The sequence below is a fragment of the Aurantiacibacter flavus genome, assembly GCF_039710615.1.
GTDB lineage: Bacteria > Pseudomonadota > Alphaproteobacteria > Sphingomonadales > Sphingomonadaceae > Alteraurantiacibacter > Alteraurantiacibacter flavus.
In genome coordinates, this window is record NZ_JBDLBR010000003.1 from 320,214 (window position 1) to 339,695 (window position 19,482).

Here is a 19,482-nt window from a genome sequence, read left to right on the forward strand (position 1 = left end):
GATCGCTCCGCCGGGCCCCTATATGTGTGTTCGGCTGGTGGCGGGCCCTTCGACCCGCTCAGGGCAGGCTTAGAAGCCCATGCCGCCCATGCCGCCCATTCCACCCATGCCGCCCATGTCGGGCATGCCGCCACCGGCAGGCTTGTCTTCGGGCACTTCGGCAATCGCCGCTTCGGTGGTGATCAGCAGGCCAGCAACCGAAGCCGCGTCCTGCAGCGCGGTGCGCACGACCTTGGTCGGGTCGACCACACCGGCAGCCACGAGGTTCTCGTAGGTGTCGGTCGCAGCGTTGAAGCCCTGGCTCTCGTCGCCCTCGCGCAGGAGGTTGCCCGAAACCACGGCGCCGTCATGGCCAGCGTTGGCAGCGATCTGACGCACGGGTGCGAGGATCGCCTGACGCACGATTTCCACACCGCGGGTCTGGTCGTTGTTGTCGCCGGTAAGGCCTTCGAGCGCCTTGGTGGCATAGAGCAGCGCGGTGCCGCCGCCGGGGACGATGCCCTCTTCGACAGCTGCGCGGGTGGCGTGCAGAGCATCGTCCACGCGGTCCTTGCGCTCCTTCACTTCGACTTCCGAAGCCCCGCCGACCTTGATCACGGCAACACCGCCAGCCAGCTTGGCCAGACGTTCCTGCAGCTTCTCGCGGTCGTAGTCCGAAGTCGTGGACTCGATCTGGGCACGGATCTGCTCGACGCGGGCCTTGATCGCATCGCCTTCACCGGCACCGTCGACGATGGTGGTGTTGTCCTTGTCGATGGTAACCGACTTGGCTTCACCCAGCATCGAGAGGCCGACGTTTTCGAGCTTGATGCCGAGATCTTCGGAGATCATCTCGCCGTTGGTGAGGATCGCGATGTCCTGCAGCATGGCCTTGCGACGGTCGCCGAAGCCCGGAGCCTTCACGGCTGCAACCTTGAGGCCGCCGCGCAGCTTGTTGACCACGAGGGTCGCCAGCGCTTCGCCTTCGATGTCCTCGGCGATGATCAGCAGCGGACGGCTGGACTGAACGGTCGCTTCGAGCACCGGCAGCATGGCCTGCAGGTTCGAGAGCTTCTTTTCGTGGATGAGAATGTACGGGTTTTCGAGTTCGACCGTCATCTTCTCGGGGTTGGTAACGAAGTAGGGCGACAGGTAGCCGCGGTCGAACTGCATGCCTTCGACGACATCGAGTTCGAATTCGAGGCCCTTGGCCTCTTCCACGGTGATCACGCCTTCCTTGCCGACCTTTTCCATGGCTTCAGCGATCTTCTCGCCGACTTCCTTGTCGCCATTGGCCGAGATGATACCGACCTGGGCGATTTCCGAAGAGCCGGAAACGTCCTTCGAGCGGGCCTTCAGGTCAGCAACGACCTTGTTGACGGCGAGGTCGATGCCGCGCTTCAGGTCCATCGGGTTCATGCCGGCAGCAACCGCAGTCATGCCTTCGCGCACGATCGACTGAGCAAGCACGGTGGCAGTAGTGGTACCGTCGCCAGCCTTGTCGTTCGCCTTCGAGGCCACTTCGCGCAGCATCTGCGCGCCCATGTTCTCGTACTTGTCCTTAAGCTCGATTTCCTTGGCGACGGAAACGCCGTCCTTGGTGATGCGCGGGGCACCGAAGCTCTTGTCGATCACGACGTTGCGGCCCTTGGGGCCGAGGGTGACCTTCACGGCATTGGCGAGCGTGTCCACGCCCTTGAGGATGCGTTCGCGCGCGTCGCGACCGAACTTGACGTCCTTGGCAGCCATTATCGTTTCTCCTGGAATATCGTTAGAATGTGGAAAGCAGTGACGGTTCGGCTCAGCCGATCACGCCCATGATGTCGCTTTCCTTCATGATCAGCAGGTCTTCACCGTCGATCTTGACCTCGGTGCCCGACCACTTGCCGAACAGAACGCGGTCGCCCGCTTTCACGTCGAGCGGGGTGACCTTGCCATCGTCGGCCTTGGCGCCGGTGCCAACGGCGACGATCTCGCCTTCGCTCGGCTTTTCCTTGGCGCTGTCGGGGATGATGATGCCGCCGGCCGTCTTTTCCTCAGCTTCGAGGCGACGAACCAGAACGCGGTCGTGCAGGGGGCGAAATGCCATGTGTGTGACCTTTCCCAAAAAGGTTGGATGTGTCGATTGGCACTCTCACCACGAGAGTGCCAGCGGCGCGGATATGGTTGGCGGCTGGCGGGCCGTCAACACCTTTGGTCAGGAAAAATTTTGCGCGGTCACAAAGCGGGCGGTGCGTAGGTGACCAGCCCGAGCGCCCCGCGCCGGTGCCAGCGCCACAAAAGCAGCACCGCCGCCACGCTCAGCCCGAGGGCGAGCCCATACCACACGCCTTCGCCCTCCAGCCCAAGCATGAAGGCAAGTCCCATGGCCAGCCCGAAGCCGGGCACCCAGTAGGAGAAGATTGCGATCCACATCGGCACGCGCGTATCCTTGAGCCCGCGCAGCGCTCCAGCGGCGACCGCCTGCAACCCGTCCGAAAGCTGGAACGCCGAGGCGACCACGAGGAAGATGCTCGCCTGCGTCACCAGCGCGGCATTTTCGGGCAGCTCGGGGTCGATATAGATGCGCAGCAAGAGCTCGGGCGCGCCGATCAACACCAGCGCCGAGGGCACCGCGAAGGCGAGGCACATCCCGATCGAGGTCCAGCCCGCGCGGCCCACGCCGAGTGCATCGCGTGCCCCGTGGAAATAGCCGACGCGGATGGTCGCCGCCTGGCCGATCCCGAACGGCACCTGAAAGGCGAGCGCCGCGATTTGCAGGGCCAGCGCATGGGCGGCCAGCTGTGCAGCGCCGAACAGGCCGACCAGAAAGGCTGCCGCCGCGAAGATGCCGCTTTCGGCCATGATCGTCAGCATGATCGGCGTGCCGATCCGCACCAGTTCGCCCAGCCGCTTCCAGTCGGCCCGCCAGAAGAAGCCGAACACATGATAGCGCGCCAGCCGCGGATCGCGGGCGATGGCGATCACATAGACAAGGAAGGTGAGGCTGGTGGTGAGCAGCGTGGCGATAGCCGCGCCCTGAAGGCCCATCTCTGGTGCGCCCCAGTTGCCGAAGATGAAGGCGTAGTTCGCGGCGGCATTGATGAAGATGCCAAGCCCGGTGATCGCTGTCGCGAAGAACGGGCGGCCGAGCGTCGACACGAAGCTGCGCAGCACGCTGCCAGCCACCGCCGGGATGAGCGAGAACAACAGCAGGTTCATGTAGCTGCCTGCGAGCGCAGCGATCTGCGGCTCCTGCCCGGTCAGCAGCATGAATGGCTCGGCAAAGGCACAGAGCACGCTGGCCACTGCGCCAGAGGCGATGGCGAGCCACAGCGCCATGCGCACCGCGCGCCGAATCGGCCGCAGCGCCGGTCCGCGTGCGCCCAGCTCGGCGGCGGCCATTGGCGCGACCGCTCCGGTCAGGCCCGAAAGGCTCCACAGCAGGAAGCCGATGATCGAGACCGCCAGCGAGGATGCGGCCAGCTCTTCGGCCCCGAGGCGCGCGATGAAGATCACGTCGACCGCATAGGTCAGCATCTGCAGCAGGTTGGCGAGCACCAGCGGCACCGCGAGGCGGAAGGTTTCGGCGCTTTCGGCTTTCCAGCCGGGCGTGGAGGGGAGAGCAGTGGGTCTCATGGCAAAAGCAGCCGGCCCGGATAGGCGAAGATTGTTGCAAGCGAAATCACAAAAGCGGGGATTTCGGCGTGATTTTTCGCCAGCAGAGGCTTGGCGGACACAGTCAACCTGCGGCCTCTTGCCCAAGGTGCCTCTTGCGGCCTAAGGGCGAGCAAACAGTCGGAGGTATCCTTTTCATGCGTATTGCAATTTCGCTTGCCACCGTTTCGCTTGCGGCCCTGGCGCTCGCCGCCTGTGGCGGCCCGCCGGAGAGCGCGAACGAGGCTGAGGTTGAAGAGGTCGCGGTCGACGATTCGGTGGCTGAAACAGTCCTGCCCGAAGATGTGGCCGCTGATGCCGAATCGACGAACGAAGATGCCGCCGAAGTCGAAGCGGACGAGCCCGCTGCAACCGCGAGTGCGACGCCGTCGCCTACGCCGAGCGCATCGGCCAGCGCCCGTCCGAGCGCCGCGCCGACTCAGGTTGCTGCGGCCGCTGGTCCGCCCGACAGCTTCACGATCTGCACGGTCTGCCACTCGGTCACGCCGGGCCAAAACATGGTCGGCCCCTCGCTCGCTGGTGTGGTTGGCCGCAAGGCCGGTGCCGTTTCGGGCTTCGCCTACAGCGCGGGCATGAAGAGCAGCGACATCACCTGGAACGAGGCGAACCTTCGCCGCTATCTGGTCGATCCGCATGCCGTTGTTCCCGGCGGCTCGATGCCGGCACCCGGCATCAATGCGCAGCAGGCAGGCGAAATCACCGCCTATCTGAAAACGCTTTAGTTCACGGGTTGTGGCGGCCTTCGGGCGCCGCACAGCCTCGGCCTCGGAAGAGGCCGGATAAACAAAAAAGGGCGGCACCGCGTGGTGCCGCCCTTTCTGTTTGATCCGCTTGGATCGAAGCGTAATCGCCCAAGAGGGGCAGATGATTACTTCAGCTCAACGGTACCGCCGGCAGCTTCGATCTTGCTCTTGATCTCTTCGGCTTCCGCCTTGTTCACGCCTTCCTTGACGGCCTTCGGCGCGCCTTCGACGAGCGCCTTGGCTTCGGTCAGGCCGAGGCCCGTGATGCCACGGACTTCCTTGATCACCTGGATCTTCTTGCCGCCGTCGCCGGTGAGGATGACGTCGAATTCGTCCTTCTCTTCAGCGGCGGGGGCATCGCCACCGGCACCGCCGGGGGCAGCCACGGCCACGGCAGCAGCGGCGCTAACGCCCCATGCTTCTTCCAGGGCAGTAGCAAGTTCAGCGGCTTCCATGACGGTCAGCGCGGAAAGGTCTTCAACAAGCTTGGCAATATCGGCCATTGTGCTTCACTCCAAATTGGGCGGGGCGAAAAAGATGCGCCCCAAGATGTTTCGTTTCGAAATGCGAGAAACCGCTTATGCGGCGTCCTTGGCGGCATATGCACCGAAGACGCGGGCAAGCTTGGCCGCAGGCGCGTTGACGAGCTGAGCAACCTTGGTTGCCGGCGCGTTGACGAGACCCACGATCTTGCCCCGCAGCTCGTCGAGGCTGGGCATCGCGGCGAGCGCCTTGACCCCTGCTTCATCGAGCTTCACATCGCCCAGAGAACCGCCGACAATTTCAAGCTTGTCGTTGGTCTTGGCGAATTCCACCGCAGCCTTGGCGGCTGCCACCGGGTCGGTCGACCAGGCGAGACCCGTCGGGCCGGTGAGATACTCACCAATGCCTTCGTAGTCGGTGTCCTTCAGGGCGAGCTTGGCGAGGCGGTTCTTCGCAACCTTGTAGGACGCACCAGCATCACGCATCTTGTTGCGCAGGTCGGTGGTCTGTTCCACCGACAAGCCGAGGTTGCGGGTGACAACCACCACGCCGACCTCGTTGAAGACCGTATTGAGCTGGGCGACCGCGTCGGCTTTCTGCGAACGATCCATGCCTTACTCCTTCACTATGGCCGCGAACCCGCCAAAGCGGAGCCGCGACCGGCTCATACTCCCACACCGCTCGTGCGGCATGGTATTGGTCCGTGATGGGGAAGGAGGAGCGCGAATAGCGCGAACGGGAGCAGCCGCAGGGGCTGGCCCGAAAATCTCTGTCCCCGTCTAGGCTGGACATTAAGACCGGCAGATCCCGGTCACCAACTGTCTCGGACGGATGATCACACGAGGTGATCGGAGCGGGCTCATAGAGAGATGGCGCAAAAGGTCAAGCGATTCGCCCCGGTCCGCTGCGCGCCAAGGGTCCGCGCAAAAAGGAAAAGGCCCGCCTTCGTGGGCGAGCCTTCCTCTCCTGCAACTGAGCCAGCCGCGCGCCGAGTGGCCGCGGGTGGCAAAATCGGGATCACATTTCGTCCGCAGCGTCTTCCATCGCTTCGGCCTGGTCTTCGGTGGCCTCGGCTTCGGCTTCCATGCCGGCGTCTTCCAGTGCGTCGGCCTGGGCGTCGAGCGCCTCGGCCTGCTCGTCGAGCACGTCGCCCTGAGCTTCGATCACTTCTTCCTGCACATCTTCGGCCTCTTCAGCCGGCGAACCGCCGCAGGCAGCGACGAGCAATACGGCGGGTGCGGCGAGCAAAATCTTCTTCATCGGTAGTTCCCCCTGGGGTGGTTGGATTGGGGTGAAACTGCCCGCAGGACCGATGGTTCCGGAAACGATGCAAGTTTATAACGTTCGGCGGTTCCGCTTCCGGTCACGCACCGGTCAGGAACAGCCCCGCCAGCGCCGCGCTCATCAGGTTGGCGAGCGAAGCGGCGGCAAGCGAGCGCAGTCCCAGTGCCGCCACATTGGCTCGCTGCGAAGGCGCCAGTACGCCGAAGGCCGCCATCTGGATCGCGATCGAGCTGATATTGGCAAAGCCGCACAGGGCAAAGGTCACGATGGCCGTGCTGCGCGGGCCGAGCTGGCCGTCCATTTCCTGCAGGCTGAGAAAGGCGACGAATTCGTTGAGCACCACCTTCTGCCCGAACAGTCCGCCCGCAACCGGCGCCTCGCTCCAGGGCACGCCGACGAGGTACATCACAGGAGAGAACACATAGCCGAGCAGGCGCTCGAAGGTGAGGCCATCGATCCCAGCCGATGTGCCCAGCCAACCGAGCAGACCGTTGGCCAGCGCCACCAGCGAGACGAAGGCTAGCAGCATCGCGCCAACGCCGGCGGCCAATTTGAGGCCGGTGATCGCGCCGTTTGCGGCGGCCATGATGACGTTTACGGGGGTGTCCTCATCTTCGGCGCTCACTGCCACCCGCTCGGGTTCGCTGGGCTCGTCTTCCTCGTCGGGCACCACCAGCTTGGCCATCAGGATTCCGGCGGGCGCGCTCATCAGTGCGGCGGCAAGCAGGTAGGGCGCGAGGCTTGACCCGAGCATCGCGATATAGGCTGCCATCACCGATCCGGCGACGCTTGTCATGCCCACGGTCATCAGCACGAACAGCTGCGAGCGGGTCATGTTGGCGAGATAGGGCTTCACCGCCAGCGGCGCCTCGCCCTGGCCGATGAAGATATTGGCTGCCGCGCCTAGCGATTCGACCCGGCTGACCCCGGTGATCATGCGGATCGCGCCGCCGACCCAGCGCACGATCAGGCCGATGAGCCCGATATGGTCGAGCACGGCAACCAGCGAGGCGAAGAAGATGATCACGGTCAGCGCCTGCAGCGCGAAGGAAGCGCCGCCGAGCTCGGGGCTGGCGAGGTTTCCGAAGATAAATCCGGTGCCCACCCGCGAATAGCCGAGCAGGTTCGAGGCCCCGCGCGTGAGCGCCGCCATGAAGTCCGCCCCCCAGGGTGTGCGCAGAATCAGCAGAGACATGGCCGCCTGCATGGCGAAAGCCGGAAGCACAATGCGCGGGCGTATCTTCCGGCGGTTGGTGGAAATGAGGAGGGCAAACGCAAGCAGCGCAACGATCCCGGCAAGGCTGATAGGCAAGCGCACCTCCGTGCGATGGCAAGGCTGGCGCAAGCATGGCCGCGCTCCGCCCCGGTGGCAACGGCCTTGCGCGGCGGGGCGCGCAGAGGGCCGCCACCGGCCCTGCTTGACGGCGGCGGGGCCGCGCCTTATATCGCCTCCACACCGAAAGCTTCGAGCAAGGCGCGCCTTACGCGGGGGTGCGCATCGGAAGGAAGCTCCGGCAATCCGTGAGACCTGAGGGAACGCTGCAATGCGGCCACCGGTAGTGGTGGCTGGCCTTGTGGCTTTTCGTCGTCTCATGGCCCTCCCGCCCGATTCGAAATTTCAAGGCAAGAGGCACAAGTCCCCTATGGCGACCAAGGCGAACGCACCGGCGAAGGCTGGCAGCAAGGCAAAGCGCATCCGCAAGATTTTCGGCGACATCCACGAAGTGGTGCAGATGCCGAACCTGATCGAGGTTCAGCGCGAGAGCTATGAGTTCTTCCTGCGGTCCGATCCTTCGATCGGCTATGTTTCGGGCCTTGAGAAGACGCTGCGTTCGGTGTTCCCGATTCGCGACTTCGCCGGCACCGCCGAGCTCGATTTCGTGCATTACGAGCTGGAAGACCCGAAGTACGACATCGTCGAATGTCGCCAGCGTGGCATCACCTATGCCGCGCCGATGAAGGTCACGCTGCGCCTGATCGTGTTCGAGGTGGACCAGGAAACCGAAACCCGCTCGGTCCTCGATATCAAGGAGCAGGACGTCTACATGGGCGACATGCCCCTGATGACGGGCAACGGCACCTTCATCATCAACGGCACCGAGCGCGTGATCGTGTCGCAGATGCACCGTTCGCCGGGTGTCCTGTTCGACCATGACCGCGGCAAGACCCACTCCTCGGGCAAGTTCCTGTTCGCCGCGCGCGTCATTCCCTATCGCGGTTCGTGGCTCGATTTCGAGTTCGACGCCAAGGATATCGTGAACGTCCGCATCGACCGCAAGCGCAAGCTGCCGGTCACCGCGCTGCTCTATGCGCTGGGCCTCGATCACGAAGAAATCCTCGCGCACTTCTACAACACTGTGACCTGGAAGCGTGGCGAGGGCGGCTGGGAAATCCCGTTCGTGCCCGAGCAATGGCGCGGTCAGAAGCCGGGCTTTGCCCTGGTTGACGCGAAGACCGGCGAGGAAGTGTTCCCGGCTGGCCAGAAGGTCAGCCCGCGCGCTGCGAACAAGGCGGCCAAGGACGGCCTCGAAACGCTGCTGATCCCGACCGAGGAAATCTTCGGCCGCTATGCCAGCCAGGATCTGGTCGAAGACAGCACCGGCCGCATCTACATCGAGGCGGGCGAGGAAGTGACGCCCGACAATCTCGAGAAGATCGACGCTGCCGGGATCGACCAGCTTGACCTGCTCGACATCGACCACGTCAGCACCGGCCCGTGGATCCGCAACACGCTCGATGCCGACAAGGCCGAGAACCGCGAAGAAGGCCTTGAGGCCATCTACAAGGTGATGCGTCCCGGCGAGCCGCCGACCAAGGAAACCGCCGAAGCGCTGTTCGAAGGCCTGTTCTTCGATGCCGACCGTTATGACCTTTCGGCAGTGGGCCGCGTGAAGCTCAACATGCGCCTTGGCCTCGACGCCGAGGACACCGTGACCACGCTGCGCAAGGAAGATATCCTCGCGGTGGTCAAGGAACTGGTCGACCTGAAGGACGGCAAAGGCGACGTCGACGACATCGACAACCTCGGCAACCGCCGTGTGCGTTCTGTCGGTGAGCTGCTGGAAAACCAGTACCGCGTCGGCTTGCTGCGCATGGAACGCGCGGTGAAGGAGCGCATGTCGAGCGTCGACGTGTCGACCGTGATGCCGAACGACCTCATCAACGCCAAGCCCGCCGTGGCTGCCGTGCGCGAGTTCTTCGGTTCCTCGCAGCTCTCGCAGTTCATGGACCAGACCAATCCGCTGTCGGAAGTCACCCACAAGCGCCGCGTTTCGGCGCTTGGGCCGGGTGGCCTGACCCGTGAGCGCGCCGGCTTTGAAGTGCGCGACGTTCACCCGACGCACTACGGCCGTATCTGCCCGATTGAGACGCCGGAAGGCCCGAACATCGGCCTCATCAACTCGCTGTCGACCTTCGCCCGCGTCAACAAGTACGGCTTCATCGAGACGCCTTACCGCAAGGTGATCGAAGGCAAGGTGACCGGCGAGGTCCAGTATCTCTCCGCCATGGAAGAACAGAAGAACACCGTCGCTCAGGCCTCGGCCGAGCTCGACGGCGAGGGCAAGTTTACCGAAGACCTCATCTCGGCCCGCCAGAACGGCGAATTCGTGATGAGCCCCTCGGAAAACGTCACGCTGATGGACGTGTCGCCCAAGCAGCTCGTTTCGGTCGCCGCATCGCTCATTCCGTTCCTGGAAAACGATGACGCGAACCGCGCGCTGATGGGCTCGAACATGCAGCGTCAGGCCGTGCCGCTCGTGAAGGCGGAAGCGCCCTGGGTCGGCACCGGCATGGAAGAGACCGTGGCGCGCGATTCAGGCGCGGCGATCGCTGCCGTACGCGGTGGCGTAATCGACCAGGTTGACGCCACCCGTATCGTGATCCGCGCTTCGGGCGAAGTCGATGCCGGCAACCCCGGCGTGGACATCTACACGCTGCAGAAGTTCCAGCGTTCGAACCAGTCGACCTGCATCAACCAGCGCCCGCTGGTGAAGGTGGGCGAAGTGGTCGAAGCCGGCGACATCATCGCCGACGGCCCCTCGACCGATCTGGGCGAACTGGCGCTGGGCAAGAACAGTCTCGTCGCTTTCATGCCGTGGAACGGCTACAACTACGAGGACTCGATCCTCATCTCCGAGCGTATCGTGAAGGACGACGTCTTCACCTCGATCCACATCGAGGAATTCGAAGTCATGGCGCGTGACACCAAGCTCGGGCCGGAAGACATCACCCGCGACATCCCGAACGTCGGCGAGGAAGCCCTGCGCAACCTCGACGAGGCGGGCATCGTCTACATCGGTGCCGAAGTGCACCCGGGCGATATCCTCGCGGGCAAGATCACGCCGAAGGGCGAAAGCCCGATGACGCCGGAAGAAAAGCTCCTGCGCGCCATCTTCGGCGAGAAGGCCTCCGACGTGCGCGATACCTCGCTGCGTCTGCCCCCGGGCACCAGCGGCACCGTGGTCGAAGTGCGTGTGTTCAACCGCCACGGCATCGAGATCGACGACCGTACCCGCGCGATCCAGCATGAGGAAATCGAACGCCTCAAGAAGGACAGCGAGGACGAGCGCAACATCCTCAACCGCGCGACCTACAACCGCCTGAAGGACATGCTGATCGGCCAGACCGCTTCGGCTGCTCCGAAGGGTGCGAAGAAGGGCGCGGTGATCGACGAGGCCACGCTTGACGAGCTGGACCGGATCGAGTGGTTCAAGTTCGCCGTCGCCGACGACAACATGCAGGCCCAGCTCGAAGCGGTGAAGAGCCAGTATGACGAGGCGATCAAGGCCATCAAGGACAAGTACGAGGACCGTAAGGAGAAGCTCGAACGCGGTGACGAACTGGCGCCGGGCGTGCTCAAGATGGTCAAGGTCTTCGTGGCGGTGAAGCGCAAGCTGCAGCCGGGCGACAAGATGGCCGGCCGCCACGGCAACAAGGGTGTGATTTCGCGCATCCTGCCGCAGGAAGACATGCCTTTCCTTGAGGACGGCACCCCGGTCGATCTCGTGCTGAACCCGCTGGGTGTGCCTTCACGCATGAACGTCGGGCAAATCTTCGAGACCCACCTCGGTTTTGCCGCGCGCGGCCTCGGTATGCAGATCGGCGAGATGCTGGACGACTGGCGCCTCAACAACCCCGATCCGAAGGCCGGCCCGCCTCCTGCGGCGCTCGTCGACAAGCTGAAGGACGCTTACGGCGAGAACTACGTCGAGGATATCGAGAGCCGGACATCGGACGAGATCTACGAACTCGCTTCGAATGTGCGTCGCGGCGTTCCGATGGGCACCCCGGTGTTCGACGGCGCCCGCGAGCAGGACGTGACCGACACGCTGCTGAAGGCAGGCTACGATTCGTCGGGCCAGTCGACACTGTATGACGGCCGCACCGGCGAGGCGTTCGACCGCAAGGTGACCGTGGGCATCATCTACATGCTGAAGCTCCACCACCTGGTCGACGACAAGATCCACGCCCGTTCGATCGGCCCCTACTCGCTCGTCACCCAGCAGCCGCTGGGCGGTAAGGCGCAGTTCGGCGGCCAGCGCTTCGGCGAAATGGAGGTCTGGGCGCTGCAGGCATATGGCGCTGCCTATACCTTGCAGGAAATGCTGACGGTGAAGTCCGACGACGTGGTCGGCCGCACCAAGGTCTACGAAGCGATCGTCAAGGGTGACGACACCTTCGAGGCCGGCATCCCTGAGAGCTTCAACGTGCTCGTCAAGGAAATGCGCTCGCTGGGCCTGAACATCGAACTCTCCTCGCTGACCGATGGCGAGGAAGGCGAAGACGGCACGACGGCGATCGCGGCGGAGTGATGCTTATTGCCCGTTCGTCCTGAGGAGGATCACGAAGCCGAAGGCTGAGCGATCCATCTCGAAGGACCCTTCGAGACGCGTCAGCCAAAGGCTTCGGCTCCTCAGGGCGAACGGACCAGGAATTTAGGCTCCCAAACAGGGAAACCGAGACATGAACGAACTTACCAAATTCACCAACCAGCTGGCCAAGCCTGAAACCTTCGACCAGATCCAGATCGGCATCGCTTCGCCGGAACGCATCCGCTCGTGGTCGTTCGGCGAGATCAAGAAGCCCGAGACGATCAACTACCGTACGTTCAAGCCCGAACGCGATGGCCTGTTCTGCGCGCGCATCTTCGGCCCGGTGAAGGACTACGAGTGCCTGTGCGGCAAGTACAAGCGCATGAAGTACAAGGGCGTCGTGTGCGAAAAGTGCGGCGTCGAAGTCACCGTGACCAAGGTCCGTCGCGAACGCATGGGCCACATCGAACTGGCCGCGCCGGTCGCGCACATCTGGTTCCTCAAGTCGCTGCCTTCGCGCATCGGCCTGCTGCTCGACATGCAGCTCAAGCAGCTCGAGCGCGTGCTTTACTTCGAGAGCTACATCGTGATCGAGCCGGGCCTGACCCCGCTCGAAAAGTTCCAGCTCCTCACCGAGGATGAACTGCTCGACGCGCAGGACGAGTATGGCGAAGATGCCTTCTCGGCCGGGATCGGTGCCGAAGCCGTGCGCATCATGCTGATGGACCTCGACCTCGAAGCCGAGCGCGATGCGCTGATGGAAGAGCTGGAGACCACCAAGTCGACGCTCAAGCCGAAGAAGATCATCAAGCGGCTGAAGGTCGTCGAAAGCTTCATCGATTCGGGCAACCGCCCCGAGTGGATGATCCTCGAAGTCGTGCCGGTCATTCCGCCGGAACTGCGCCCGCTGGTGCCGCTCGACGGGGGCCGCTTCGCGACCTCGGACCTCAACGACCTCTATCGCCGGGTGATCAACCGTAACAACCGCCTGAAGCGCCTGATGGAGCTGCGCGCGCCCGACATCATCGTGCGCAACGAAAAGCGCATGCTGCAGGAATCGGTCGACGCGCTGTTTGACAACGGCCGCCGTGGCCGCGTGATCACGGGTGCCAACAAGCGTCCGCTCAAGTCGCTCTCCGACATGCTCAAGGGCAAGCAGGGCCGCTTCCGTCAGAACCTGCTCGGCAAGCGCGTCGACTATTCGGGCCGTTCGGTCATCGTGACCGGGCCGGAGCTGAAGCTGCACCAGTGCGGCCTGCCGAAGAAGATGGCGCTCGAGCTGTTCAAGCCGTTCATCTACGCCCGCCTCGATGCCAAGGGTCTCTCGATGACCCTGAAGCAGGCCAAGAAGTGGGTCGAGAAGGAGCGCAAGGAAGTCTGGGACATCCTCGATGAAGTGATCCGCGAACACCCGGTGATGCTCAACCGCGCACCGACGCTTCACCGTCTCGGCATTCAGGCGTTCGAGCCCGTGCTGATCGAGGGCAAGGCGATCCAGCTGCACCCGCTCGTTTGCTCGGCCTTCAACGCCGACTTCGATGGTGACCAGATGGCCGTCCACGTTCCGCTTTCGCTGGAAGCCCAGCTCGAAGCGCGCGTGCTGATGATGTCGACCAACAACATCCTTTCGCCCGCCAACGGCAAGCCGATCATCGTGCCGTCGCAGGACATGGTGCTGGGCCTGTATTATCTCTCGATGGACCGCGAAGGCGAGCCGGGCGAGGGCAAGGTGCTGGCCGATATCGACGAGGTGCATCAGGCGCTGCACGTCGGTGCGGTGACCTATCACTCGAAGATCACCACCCGCGTCCCGCAGACCGACGAGAAGGGCAAGCAGTACATGGCGCGCGTGGAAACCACGCCGGGCCGCATGCTGATCGCCGAGTGCCTGCCCAAGAGCCACAAGGTGCCGTTCGACTTCGTCAACAAGCTGCTGACGAAGAAGGACATCGGCGAGGTAATCGACCAAGTCTATCGCCACACCGGCCAGAAGGACACGGTGCTGTTCGCCGACGCCATCATGACGCTGGGCTTCCGCCACGCGTTCAAGGCCGGCATCTCGTTCGGCAAGGACGACATGATCATTCCCGACAGCAAGGAAGGGATGATCGAGGAAACCAAGACGCTGGTGGCCGATTACGAGCAGCAGTATCAGGACGGCTTCATTACCCAGCAGGAAAAGTACAACAAGGTGATCGACGCCTGGAGCCGTTGCGGCGACCAGGTTGCGGCGGCCATGATGGAAGAGATCAAGGCCACGCCGAAGGACGAGAACGGCCGCGAGGCGCAGATCAACTCGATCTACATGATGAGCCACTCCGGTGCGCGTGGTTCGCCCGCGCAGATGAAGCAGCTGGCCGGTATGCGTGGCCTCATGGCCAAGCCGTCGGGCGAGATCATCGAAACGCCGATCATCTCGAACTTCAAGGAAGGTCTGACCGTTCTTGAATACTTCAACTCGACCCACGGCGCCCGTAAGGGTCTGGCCGACACCGCACTGAAGACGGCGAACTCGGGTTATCTGACCCGCCGTCTGGTCGACGTGTCGCAGGATTGCACGATCGTCGTCGAGGACTGCAAGACCGATAACGCGCTCGACATGCGTGCGATCGTTCAGGGCGGCAGCGTCATCGCCTCGCTGGGCGAGCGCATCCTGGGCCGTACGCTGGCCGAGGATCTCGTGAACGCGGCGACCGGCGAAGTGATCGTCAAGGCAGGCACCCTGCTCGACGAGCCGATGGTGGCCGAGATCGAGGCAGCCGAAGTGCAGGTTGCGAAGATCCGCTCGCCCCTGATCTGCGAGGCCGACCAGGGCGTCTGCGCGACCTGCTACGGACGTGACCTTGCCCGCGGTACACCGGTTAACATCGGTGAGGCCGTTGGCGTGATCGCGGCGCAGTCGATCGGTGAGCCGGGCACCCAGCTGACCATGCGTACGTTCCACATTGGTGGCGCGGCGCAGGTCAACGAGACCTCGCACCTCGAATCGATCTCGGACGGTAAGGTCGTCTATCGCGACATGCCGACCATCACCGACAAGCGCGGTCGTCGCCTCTCGCTCGCCCGCAACGGCGAGATGGTCGTGGTCGATCCGGAAGGCCGCGAGCGCGCCATCCACCGTGTGCCTTACGGTACCGAACTCAAGTTCGAGGACGGGGCCGAGGTCAAGGAAGGCGATCGTCTGGCCGAGTGGGATCCGTTCTCCCTGCCGATCATCACCGAAACGGCGGGTGTGGTTCGCTATCAGGATCTGCTCGAAGGCAAGACGCTCGAAGAGCGCATGGACGACGCCACCGGCATAGCCCAGCGCGTGGTCATCGAGTATCGCGCCGCCGGTCGCTCCAAGAAGGAAGACCTGCGTCCGCGTCTGACCCTGTTCAACGAGGCTGGCGACGAATCCGAGGCGGCACGGTACATGCTGGCTCCGGGCACGACGCTCTCGGTCGAAGACGGTCAGGAAGTGGTCGCCGGTGACATTCTGGCGCGTGCCTCGCGCGAAGCTTCGAAGACGCGTGACATCACCGGCGGTCTGCCGCGTGTTGCCGAGCTGTTCGAAGCCCGCATCCCGAAGGACGCGGCCGTGATTGCCAAGATCTCTGGCCGGATGGAATTCATCCGCGACTACAAGGCCAAGCGCAAGATCGCCATCGTTCCGGAAGAGGGCGATCCGGTCGAGTACCTGGTGCCGAAGACCAAGGTGATCGACGTCCAGGAAGGCGACTTCGTGAAGAAGGGCGATACCCTGATCTCGGGCTCGCCCAACCCGCACGACATTCTCGATGTGATGGGCGTGGAAGCGCTGGCCGAGTATCTCGTGAACGAGATCCAGGAAGTCTACCGACTGCAGGGCGTGAAGATCAACGACAAGCACATCGAGGTGATCGTTCGCCAGATGCTGCAGAAGGTCGAGATCACCAACGGTGGCGACACCGTGCTGTTGCCGGGCGAACAGGTCGACCGCGACGAAATGGACGAGGCCAATGCCAAGCTCGGCAAGGGTAAGGAGTGGGCGCAGGGCGTTCCGATCCTGCTCGGCATCACCAAGGCTTCGCTGCAGACCCGCTCGTTCATCTCCGCGGCTTCGTTCCAGGAGACGACGCGTGTGCTCACCCAGGCTTCGGTCGAGGGCAAGAAGGACTCGCTGATCGGTCTCAAGGAGAACGTCATCGTGGGCCGCCTGATCCCGGCGGGCACGGGTGCGGGCATGAACCGCGTCCGCGTAGCGGCCTCCAGCCGCGACGCTGCGATCCGTGCGCAGTACAAGAAGATGCAGGAAGCGCTGGTTGCCGCCAATACGGCAGCCGAGGAGCACGCGGCGGAACTCGCGCGCGACCCGGCTGACGATCTGGGCGACGACGTGCTGGCTTCGGTCGAGGGCGAGACCCATGGCACCGATGCCGACGCGGGCGACTACCTGAACCCGGAAGCTGCTGACGACAAATAAGTCGTCGGCACCATCGAACCATCGAAAAGCCCCGCTGGAGCGATCCGGCGGGGCTTTTTCTCTGCGCCGGGGCAGGGAACTTTCCGGCTCTCAACAACTAATGCAAATCATTCGCATTGCATCGCGAGTCAGGTTCGATAGTATCGCTGCGAATCATTCGCAGGAGACCGCTATGCCGAACACCCCATCCTCCGCCAGCGCCGCCACTGTCGAACGTGTCGCACGCCTTGGTCAGCCGGTTCCGCTTGCGAGCCTGTCGTGGACTGCATTGCGCACCATATCCGCCACGCGCCTGATAGCGGTCTGCGCGCGAGCCGGGCGCGATCCGTTGGTGGAGCTGACCCGGCGGCTCGGCGACGTGACGACGGCGCGCGTGTTCGTCCACTTCGCCAACCTCGTCGGCGCTTACTGGCCGGAGGACGTGCAGGTTATGCGCCCGTGCTGCTGCGTTCTCAGTCCTGACGAGATGACACTGGCAATGATGGCCGACTGCGCCGCGAGCGGCCGCCGCGACGAATTCAGCGCCGTACTCGATGGGTTTGTGCGGACCGATCGCCACGAGGAGCTGTACGACCGCACCACGGTGATGGTCGCGCATCTGGCGTGAGTTTCTTTGACGCGGACGGGCAAGACATCAGTCGTCTTGAGGGATAGCTAGGACGTAATCGCTGAATGGCGCAGTCGCCGCCGCTTCTGCCGCAGTGTCCACCGCTTCTAGGGCAGCTTCCACCGCTTCCCAATCGCCGTTCGCGTCGGCCATGGCCGCTTCGGCTGGCATGCTGTCATCTCGGTATTCGTCCAACTCGCGGATGTCCGCGCTATGTGGTTGGCTTTCGCACGCGTGGACTTCAACTGCTGTCAGGTCTTCGCGAGGCCCCTCGCAGCGCTCTGCCGAGTTACGCGCGCCAACGAGGTTGGTTGGTTCGAAGTAGGTGTTCTTCTCAGAAACAAGCGCAGCCAGCCCGTCGATCAGCCTACGCGCACCTGCGCGTTCGTCTTCGTCTTCAGGCAGGAGTGCGGGCTGATCAACTTCGGCCAGCAGTCGCTGCGCGTCGTCGAACTGACCCAGTTCGCGATAGGCATTGGCGGCTCGCAGCGTGTACCAGAGCCAGTCATCCGCCATTCCGGCTTCACGAGAAAGTGCATCAGCGGCAATAGCGAAATCGCGCTGATAGCGGGATTTCAGTTCGGGCGAGTCATCGGCCTGCCAGCTTGCGGCAAGAAGGTACCACGCTTGTGAATAGGCATCCGCACCCATCTGCTTGCGCAGCCACCAAATGCGGCGATAGCTTGTATCGCTCTCACGCATCGCCATGAATTCCGGTGTTGCGATCAGGTCCGCAAGTTGGGCGACTTCTTCGTCGTTGAACTCTTCTTGGTAAATCGGGAAACCGTTGGTGGGACATTCGATTACGGGCCACGGCGAAACGCCGCCGATTGCCTTCCCGTCCGGGCGTTGTCCCCAAGAAGAGGTGCTGCCAATCACATAGTCCTCGAACTCCTCGCCACCGACCGGGCACGTGAAGTTCTGCGGAAAAAGAGTGGTGGCGCTGACTGGCGCCGAGGTAAGCGGCACGAGCGCGAACGGAATGGCAAGTCGGTACAAATTCATCGCGAGCGCCTCCAAGAAGGGTAGACTGCATAGGATTTGACGCTAGCGCAACACCGCATGACCACCACCCGCTTCGCTCCTTCGCCCACCGGCAACCTTCACGTCGGCAATATCCGCACCGCGCTCCACAACTGGATGCTCGCCAAACGCGATGGCGGCAAGTTCCTCCTGCGGATCGACGATACCGATCAGGCCCGCTCGAAGGAGGACTATGTCGAGGCGATCCGGGCCGATCTCGCCTGGCTCGGCCTGGTGCCCGATGGCGAGGAGCGCCAGAGCGTGCGGCTGGCGATCTACGATGAGGCCTTCGAGCGGCTGCGTGCGGCGGGCCGGGTCTACCCTTGCTACGAAACCGCGCAGGAGCTTGAAGTCCGCCGCAAGATCCAGCTCGGTCGCGGGCTGCCCCCGATTTATGACCGCGCCGCGCTCGCGCTGAGCGAGGACGAGCGCGCCGCGAAAGAGGCCGACGGGATTGCCCCGCACTGGCGCTTCAAGCTCGACCACGAGGAGCCGATCGCCTGGGGCGATGGCGTACGCGGGCCGCAGAAATTCGATCCGGCGCTGCTGTCCGACCCGGTGATCCGCCGCGCCGATGGCTCGTGGCTATACATGTTGCCGAGCTGCATCGACGATATCGAAATGGGCGTGACGCAGGTGCTGCGCGGCGAAGACCACGTTTCCAACACCGCCACGCAAATTCAAATGTTTACCGCGCTGGGAGCCGCGCCGCCCGCCTTCGCGCATGAGGCCTTGCTTGTCGGCAGCGAGGGCAAGCTGTCGAAGCGGCTGGGGTCGCTCGGCTGCGATGCCTTCCGTGAGCAGGGGATCGAGCCTGCCGCGCTGGTGGCGCTGCTGGCGCGGCTGGGCACCAGCCTGCCGGTCGAGCCGCTAGCGGACCGGGCCGAGTTGTTGGCCACCTTCGATCTCGCCACCTTCGGGCGCGCCCCCGCGCGGTTTGAGGAGGCGGAGCTGGCCCGGATCAACCACGGCATCGTCCACCAGCTCTCCTATGCCGATGTGCGCGAGCGCTTGCCCGAGGGAATGGGCGAGGCCGGGTGGTTGGCGGTTCGCCCGAACGTGGAAACCGTGGCCGAGGCTGCGGACTGGTGGAACGTGGTGACCGGCCCGGTCGAACCCGGCGAGCTGAGCGGCGAGGACCGCGCTTTCCTTGCCCGCGCCGCCGAGCTGCTGAGATGGAGCGAGACCCCCTGGGCCGACCTCACCGCCGCGCTCAAGGCCGAGACGGGACGCAAGGGCAAGGCGCTGTTTCTCCCGTTGCGGCAAGCACTTACCGGCCGCGCGCATGGGCCGGAAATGGCCGCGCTGCTGCCGCTGATCGGCGAAGAGGCCGCCCGCGAGCGCCTCGCAGTCGCAGCAAAATCACCAGGCTAGTTCGCAAGCGCAACGAAAAGTGGGTTGCAACAAGGAATGTATGGGCTATGTGAGGGATGTTATAGCATTACATAT

Annotated in this window: 13 protein-coding genes; 5 read left to right on the forward strand and 8 right to left on the reverse strand. The window is 63.7% G+C overall.

Annotated features, from left to right (window positions below; all coding sequences use genetic code 11):
* Positions 1–69 precede the first annotated feature (69 nt).
* The 3 genes from groL to ABDJ38_RS10655 all read right to left on the reverse strand — a co-directional run bounded on the left by groL (position 70) and on the right by ABDJ38_RS10655 (position 3,597).
* A complete protein-coding gene (gene groL / locus ABDJ38_RS10645) occupies positions 70–1,728 on the reverse strand; it encodes a chaperonin GroEL (protein WP_346785076.1) in 1,659 nt (552 codons plus the stop codon).
* 52 nt (positions 1,729–1,780) lie between these two features.
* Positions 1,781–2,068, reverse strand: coding sequence for a co-chaperone GroES (gene groES, locus ABDJ38_RS10650; RefSeq protein WP_346785077.1), 288 nt, complete (start codon positions 2,066–2,068; stop codon positions 1,781–1,783).
* A 128-nt stretch (positions 2,069–2,196) separates the two neighbouring features.
* Positions 2,197–3,597: an MATE family efflux transporter gene (locus ABDJ38_RS10655; RefSeq protein WP_346785078.1), complete on the reverse strand. Its 1,401-nt coding sequence runs from the start codon at positions 3,595–3,597 to the stop codon at positions 2,197–2,199.
* 176 nt (positions 3,598–3,773) lie between these two features.
* Between ABDJ38_RS10655 and ABDJ38_RS10660 the strand changes: the two genes are divergently transcribed.
* Positions 3,774–4,358: a c-type cytochrome gene (locus ABDJ38_RS10660; protein WP_346785079.1), complete on the forward strand. Its 585-nt coding sequence runs from the start codon at positions 3,774–3,776 to the stop codon at positions 4,356–4,358.
* 146 nt (positions 4,359–4,504) lie between these two features.
* On the opposite strand, the gene rplL is transcribed toward ABDJ38_RS10660, so the two are convergent.
* The 4 genes from rplL to ABDJ38_RS10680 form a co-directional block, all read right to left on the reverse strand.
* Positions 4,505–4,882 carry a 50S ribosomal protein L7/L12 gene (gene rplL / locus ABDJ38_RS10665; RefSeq protein WP_137680286.1) on the reverse strand — a complete coding sequence of 126 codons (378 nt, stop codon included), beginning with the start codon at positions 4,880–4,882 and terminating at the stop codon, positions 4,505–4,507.
* Between the two features lie 75 nt (positions 4,883–4,957).
* Positions 4,958–5,473: a 50S ribosomal protein L10 gene (gene rplJ / locus ABDJ38_RS10670; RefSeq protein ID WP_346785080.1), complete on the reverse strand. Its 516-nt coding sequence runs from the start codon at positions 5,471–5,473 to the stop codon at positions 4,958–4,960.
* A 406-nt stretch (positions 5,474–5,879) separates the two neighbouring features.
* Positions 5,880–6,122, reverse strand: coding sequence for a hypothetical protein (locus ABDJ38_RS10675; RefSeq protein WP_346785081.1), 243 nt, complete (start codon positions 6,120–6,122; stop codon positions 5,880–5,882).
* 103 nt (positions 6,123–6,225) lie between these two features.
* Positions 6,226–7,464 carry a NupC/NupG family nucleoside CNT transporter gene (locus ABDJ38_RS10680; RefSeq protein ID WP_346785082.1) on the reverse strand — a complete coding sequence of 413 codons (1,239 nt, stop codon included), beginning with the start codon at positions 7,462–7,464 and terminating at the stop codon, positions 6,226–6,228.
* A 325-nt stretch (positions 7,465–7,789) separates the two neighbouring features.
* On the opposite strand from ABDJ38_RS10680, the gene rpoB reads away from it, so the two are divergent.
* The 3 genes from rpoB (at position 7,790) to ABDJ38_RS10695 (ending at position 17,010) form a co-directional block, all read left to right on the forward strand.
* Positions 7,790–11,959, forward strand: coding sequence for a DNA-directed RNA polymerase subunit beta (gene rpoB, locus ABDJ38_RS10685; protein WP_346785083.1), 4,170 nt, complete (start codon positions 7,790–7,792; stop codon positions 11,957–11,959).
* A 151-nt stretch (positions 11,960–12,110) separates the two neighbouring features.
* A complete protein-coding gene (gene rpoC, locus ABDJ38_RS10690; RefSeq protein ID WP_346785084.1) occupies positions 12,111–16,403 on the forward strand; it encodes a DNA-directed RNA polymerase subunit beta' in 4,293 nt (1,430 codons plus the stop codon).
* Positions 16,404–16,575: 172 nt separating this feature from the next.
* The gene (locus ABDJ38_RS10695; protein WP_346785085.1) at positions 16,576–17,010 is read left to right on the forward strand and encodes a DNA-directed RNA polymerase subunit beta'; all 435 of its coding nucleotides are present in this window, start codon (positions 16,576–16,578) and stop codon (positions 17,008–17,010) included.
* Between the two features lie 27 nt (positions 17,011–17,037).
* On the opposite strand, the gene ABDJ38_RS10700 is transcribed toward ABDJ38_RS10695, so the two are convergent.
* Positions 17,038–18,015: a hypothetical protein gene (locus ABDJ38_RS10700; protein ID WP_346785086.1), complete on the reverse strand. Its 978-nt coding sequence runs from the start codon at positions 18,013–18,015 to the stop codon at positions 17,038–17,040.
* A gap of 57 nt (positions 18,016–18,072) precedes the next feature.
* On the opposite strand from ABDJ38_RS10700, the gene gltX reads away from it, so the two are divergent.
* Positions 18,073–19,407, forward strand: coding sequence for a glutamate--tRNA ligase (gene gltX, locus ABDJ38_RS10705; protein ID WP_346785087.1), 1,335 nt, complete (start codon positions 18,073–18,075; stop codon positions 19,405–19,407).
* Positions 19,408–19,482 lie beyond the last annotated feature (75 nt).

Excerpts from the sequence above, each read along its gene's own strand:
- ABDJ38_RS10660 (WP_346785079.1), top strand. The coding sequence starts at position 3,774 with ATGCGTATTGCAATTTCGCTTGCCACCGTTTCGCTTGCGGCCCTGGCG.
- ABDJ38_RS10700 (WP_346785086.1), bottom strand. The coding sequence starts at position 18,015 with ATGAATTTGTACCGACTTGCCATTCCGTTCGCGCTCGTGCCGCTTACC.
- ABDJ38_RS10655 (WP_346785078.1), bottom strand. The coding sequence starts at position 3,597 with ATGAGACCCACTGCTCTCCCCTCCACGCCCGGCTGGAAAGCCGAAAGC.
- ABDJ38_RS10695 (WP_346785085.1), top strand. The coding sequence starts at position 16,576 with ATGCCGAACACCCCATCCTCCGCCAGCGCCGCCACTGTCGAACGTGTC.
- rplJ (WP_346785080.1), bottom strand. The coding sequence starts at position 5,473 with ATGGATCGTTCGCAGAAAGCCGACGCGGTCGCCCAGCTCAATACGGTC.
- rpoB (WP_346785083.1), top strand. The coding sequence starts at position 7,790 with ATGGCGACCAAGGCGAACGCACCGGCGAAGGCTGGCAGCAAGGCAAAG.
- ABDJ38_RS10675 (WP_346785081.1), bottom strand. The coding sequence starts at position 6,122 with ATGAAGAAGATTTTGCTCGCCGCACCCGCCGTATTGCTCGTCGCTGCC.
- rpoC (WP_346785084.1), top strand. The coding sequence starts at position 12,111 with ATGAACGAACTTACCAAATTCACCAACCAGCTGGCCAAGCCTGAAACC.
- rplL (WP_137680286.1), bottom strand. The coding sequence starts at position 4,882 with ATGGCCGATATTGCCAAGCTTGTTGAAGACCTTTCCGCGCTGACCGTC.
- groL (WP_346785076.1), bottom strand. The coding sequence starts at position 1,728 with ATGGCTGCCAAGGACGTCAAGTTCGGTCGCGACGCGCGCGAACGCATC.
- gltX (WP_346785087.1), top strand. The coding sequence starts at position 18,073 with ATGACCACCACCCGCTTCGCTCCTTCGCCCACCGGCAACCTTCACGTC.
- groES (WP_346785077.1), bottom strand. The coding sequence starts at position 2,068 with ATGGCATTTCGCCCCCTGCACGACCGCGTTCTGGTTCGTCGCCTCGAA.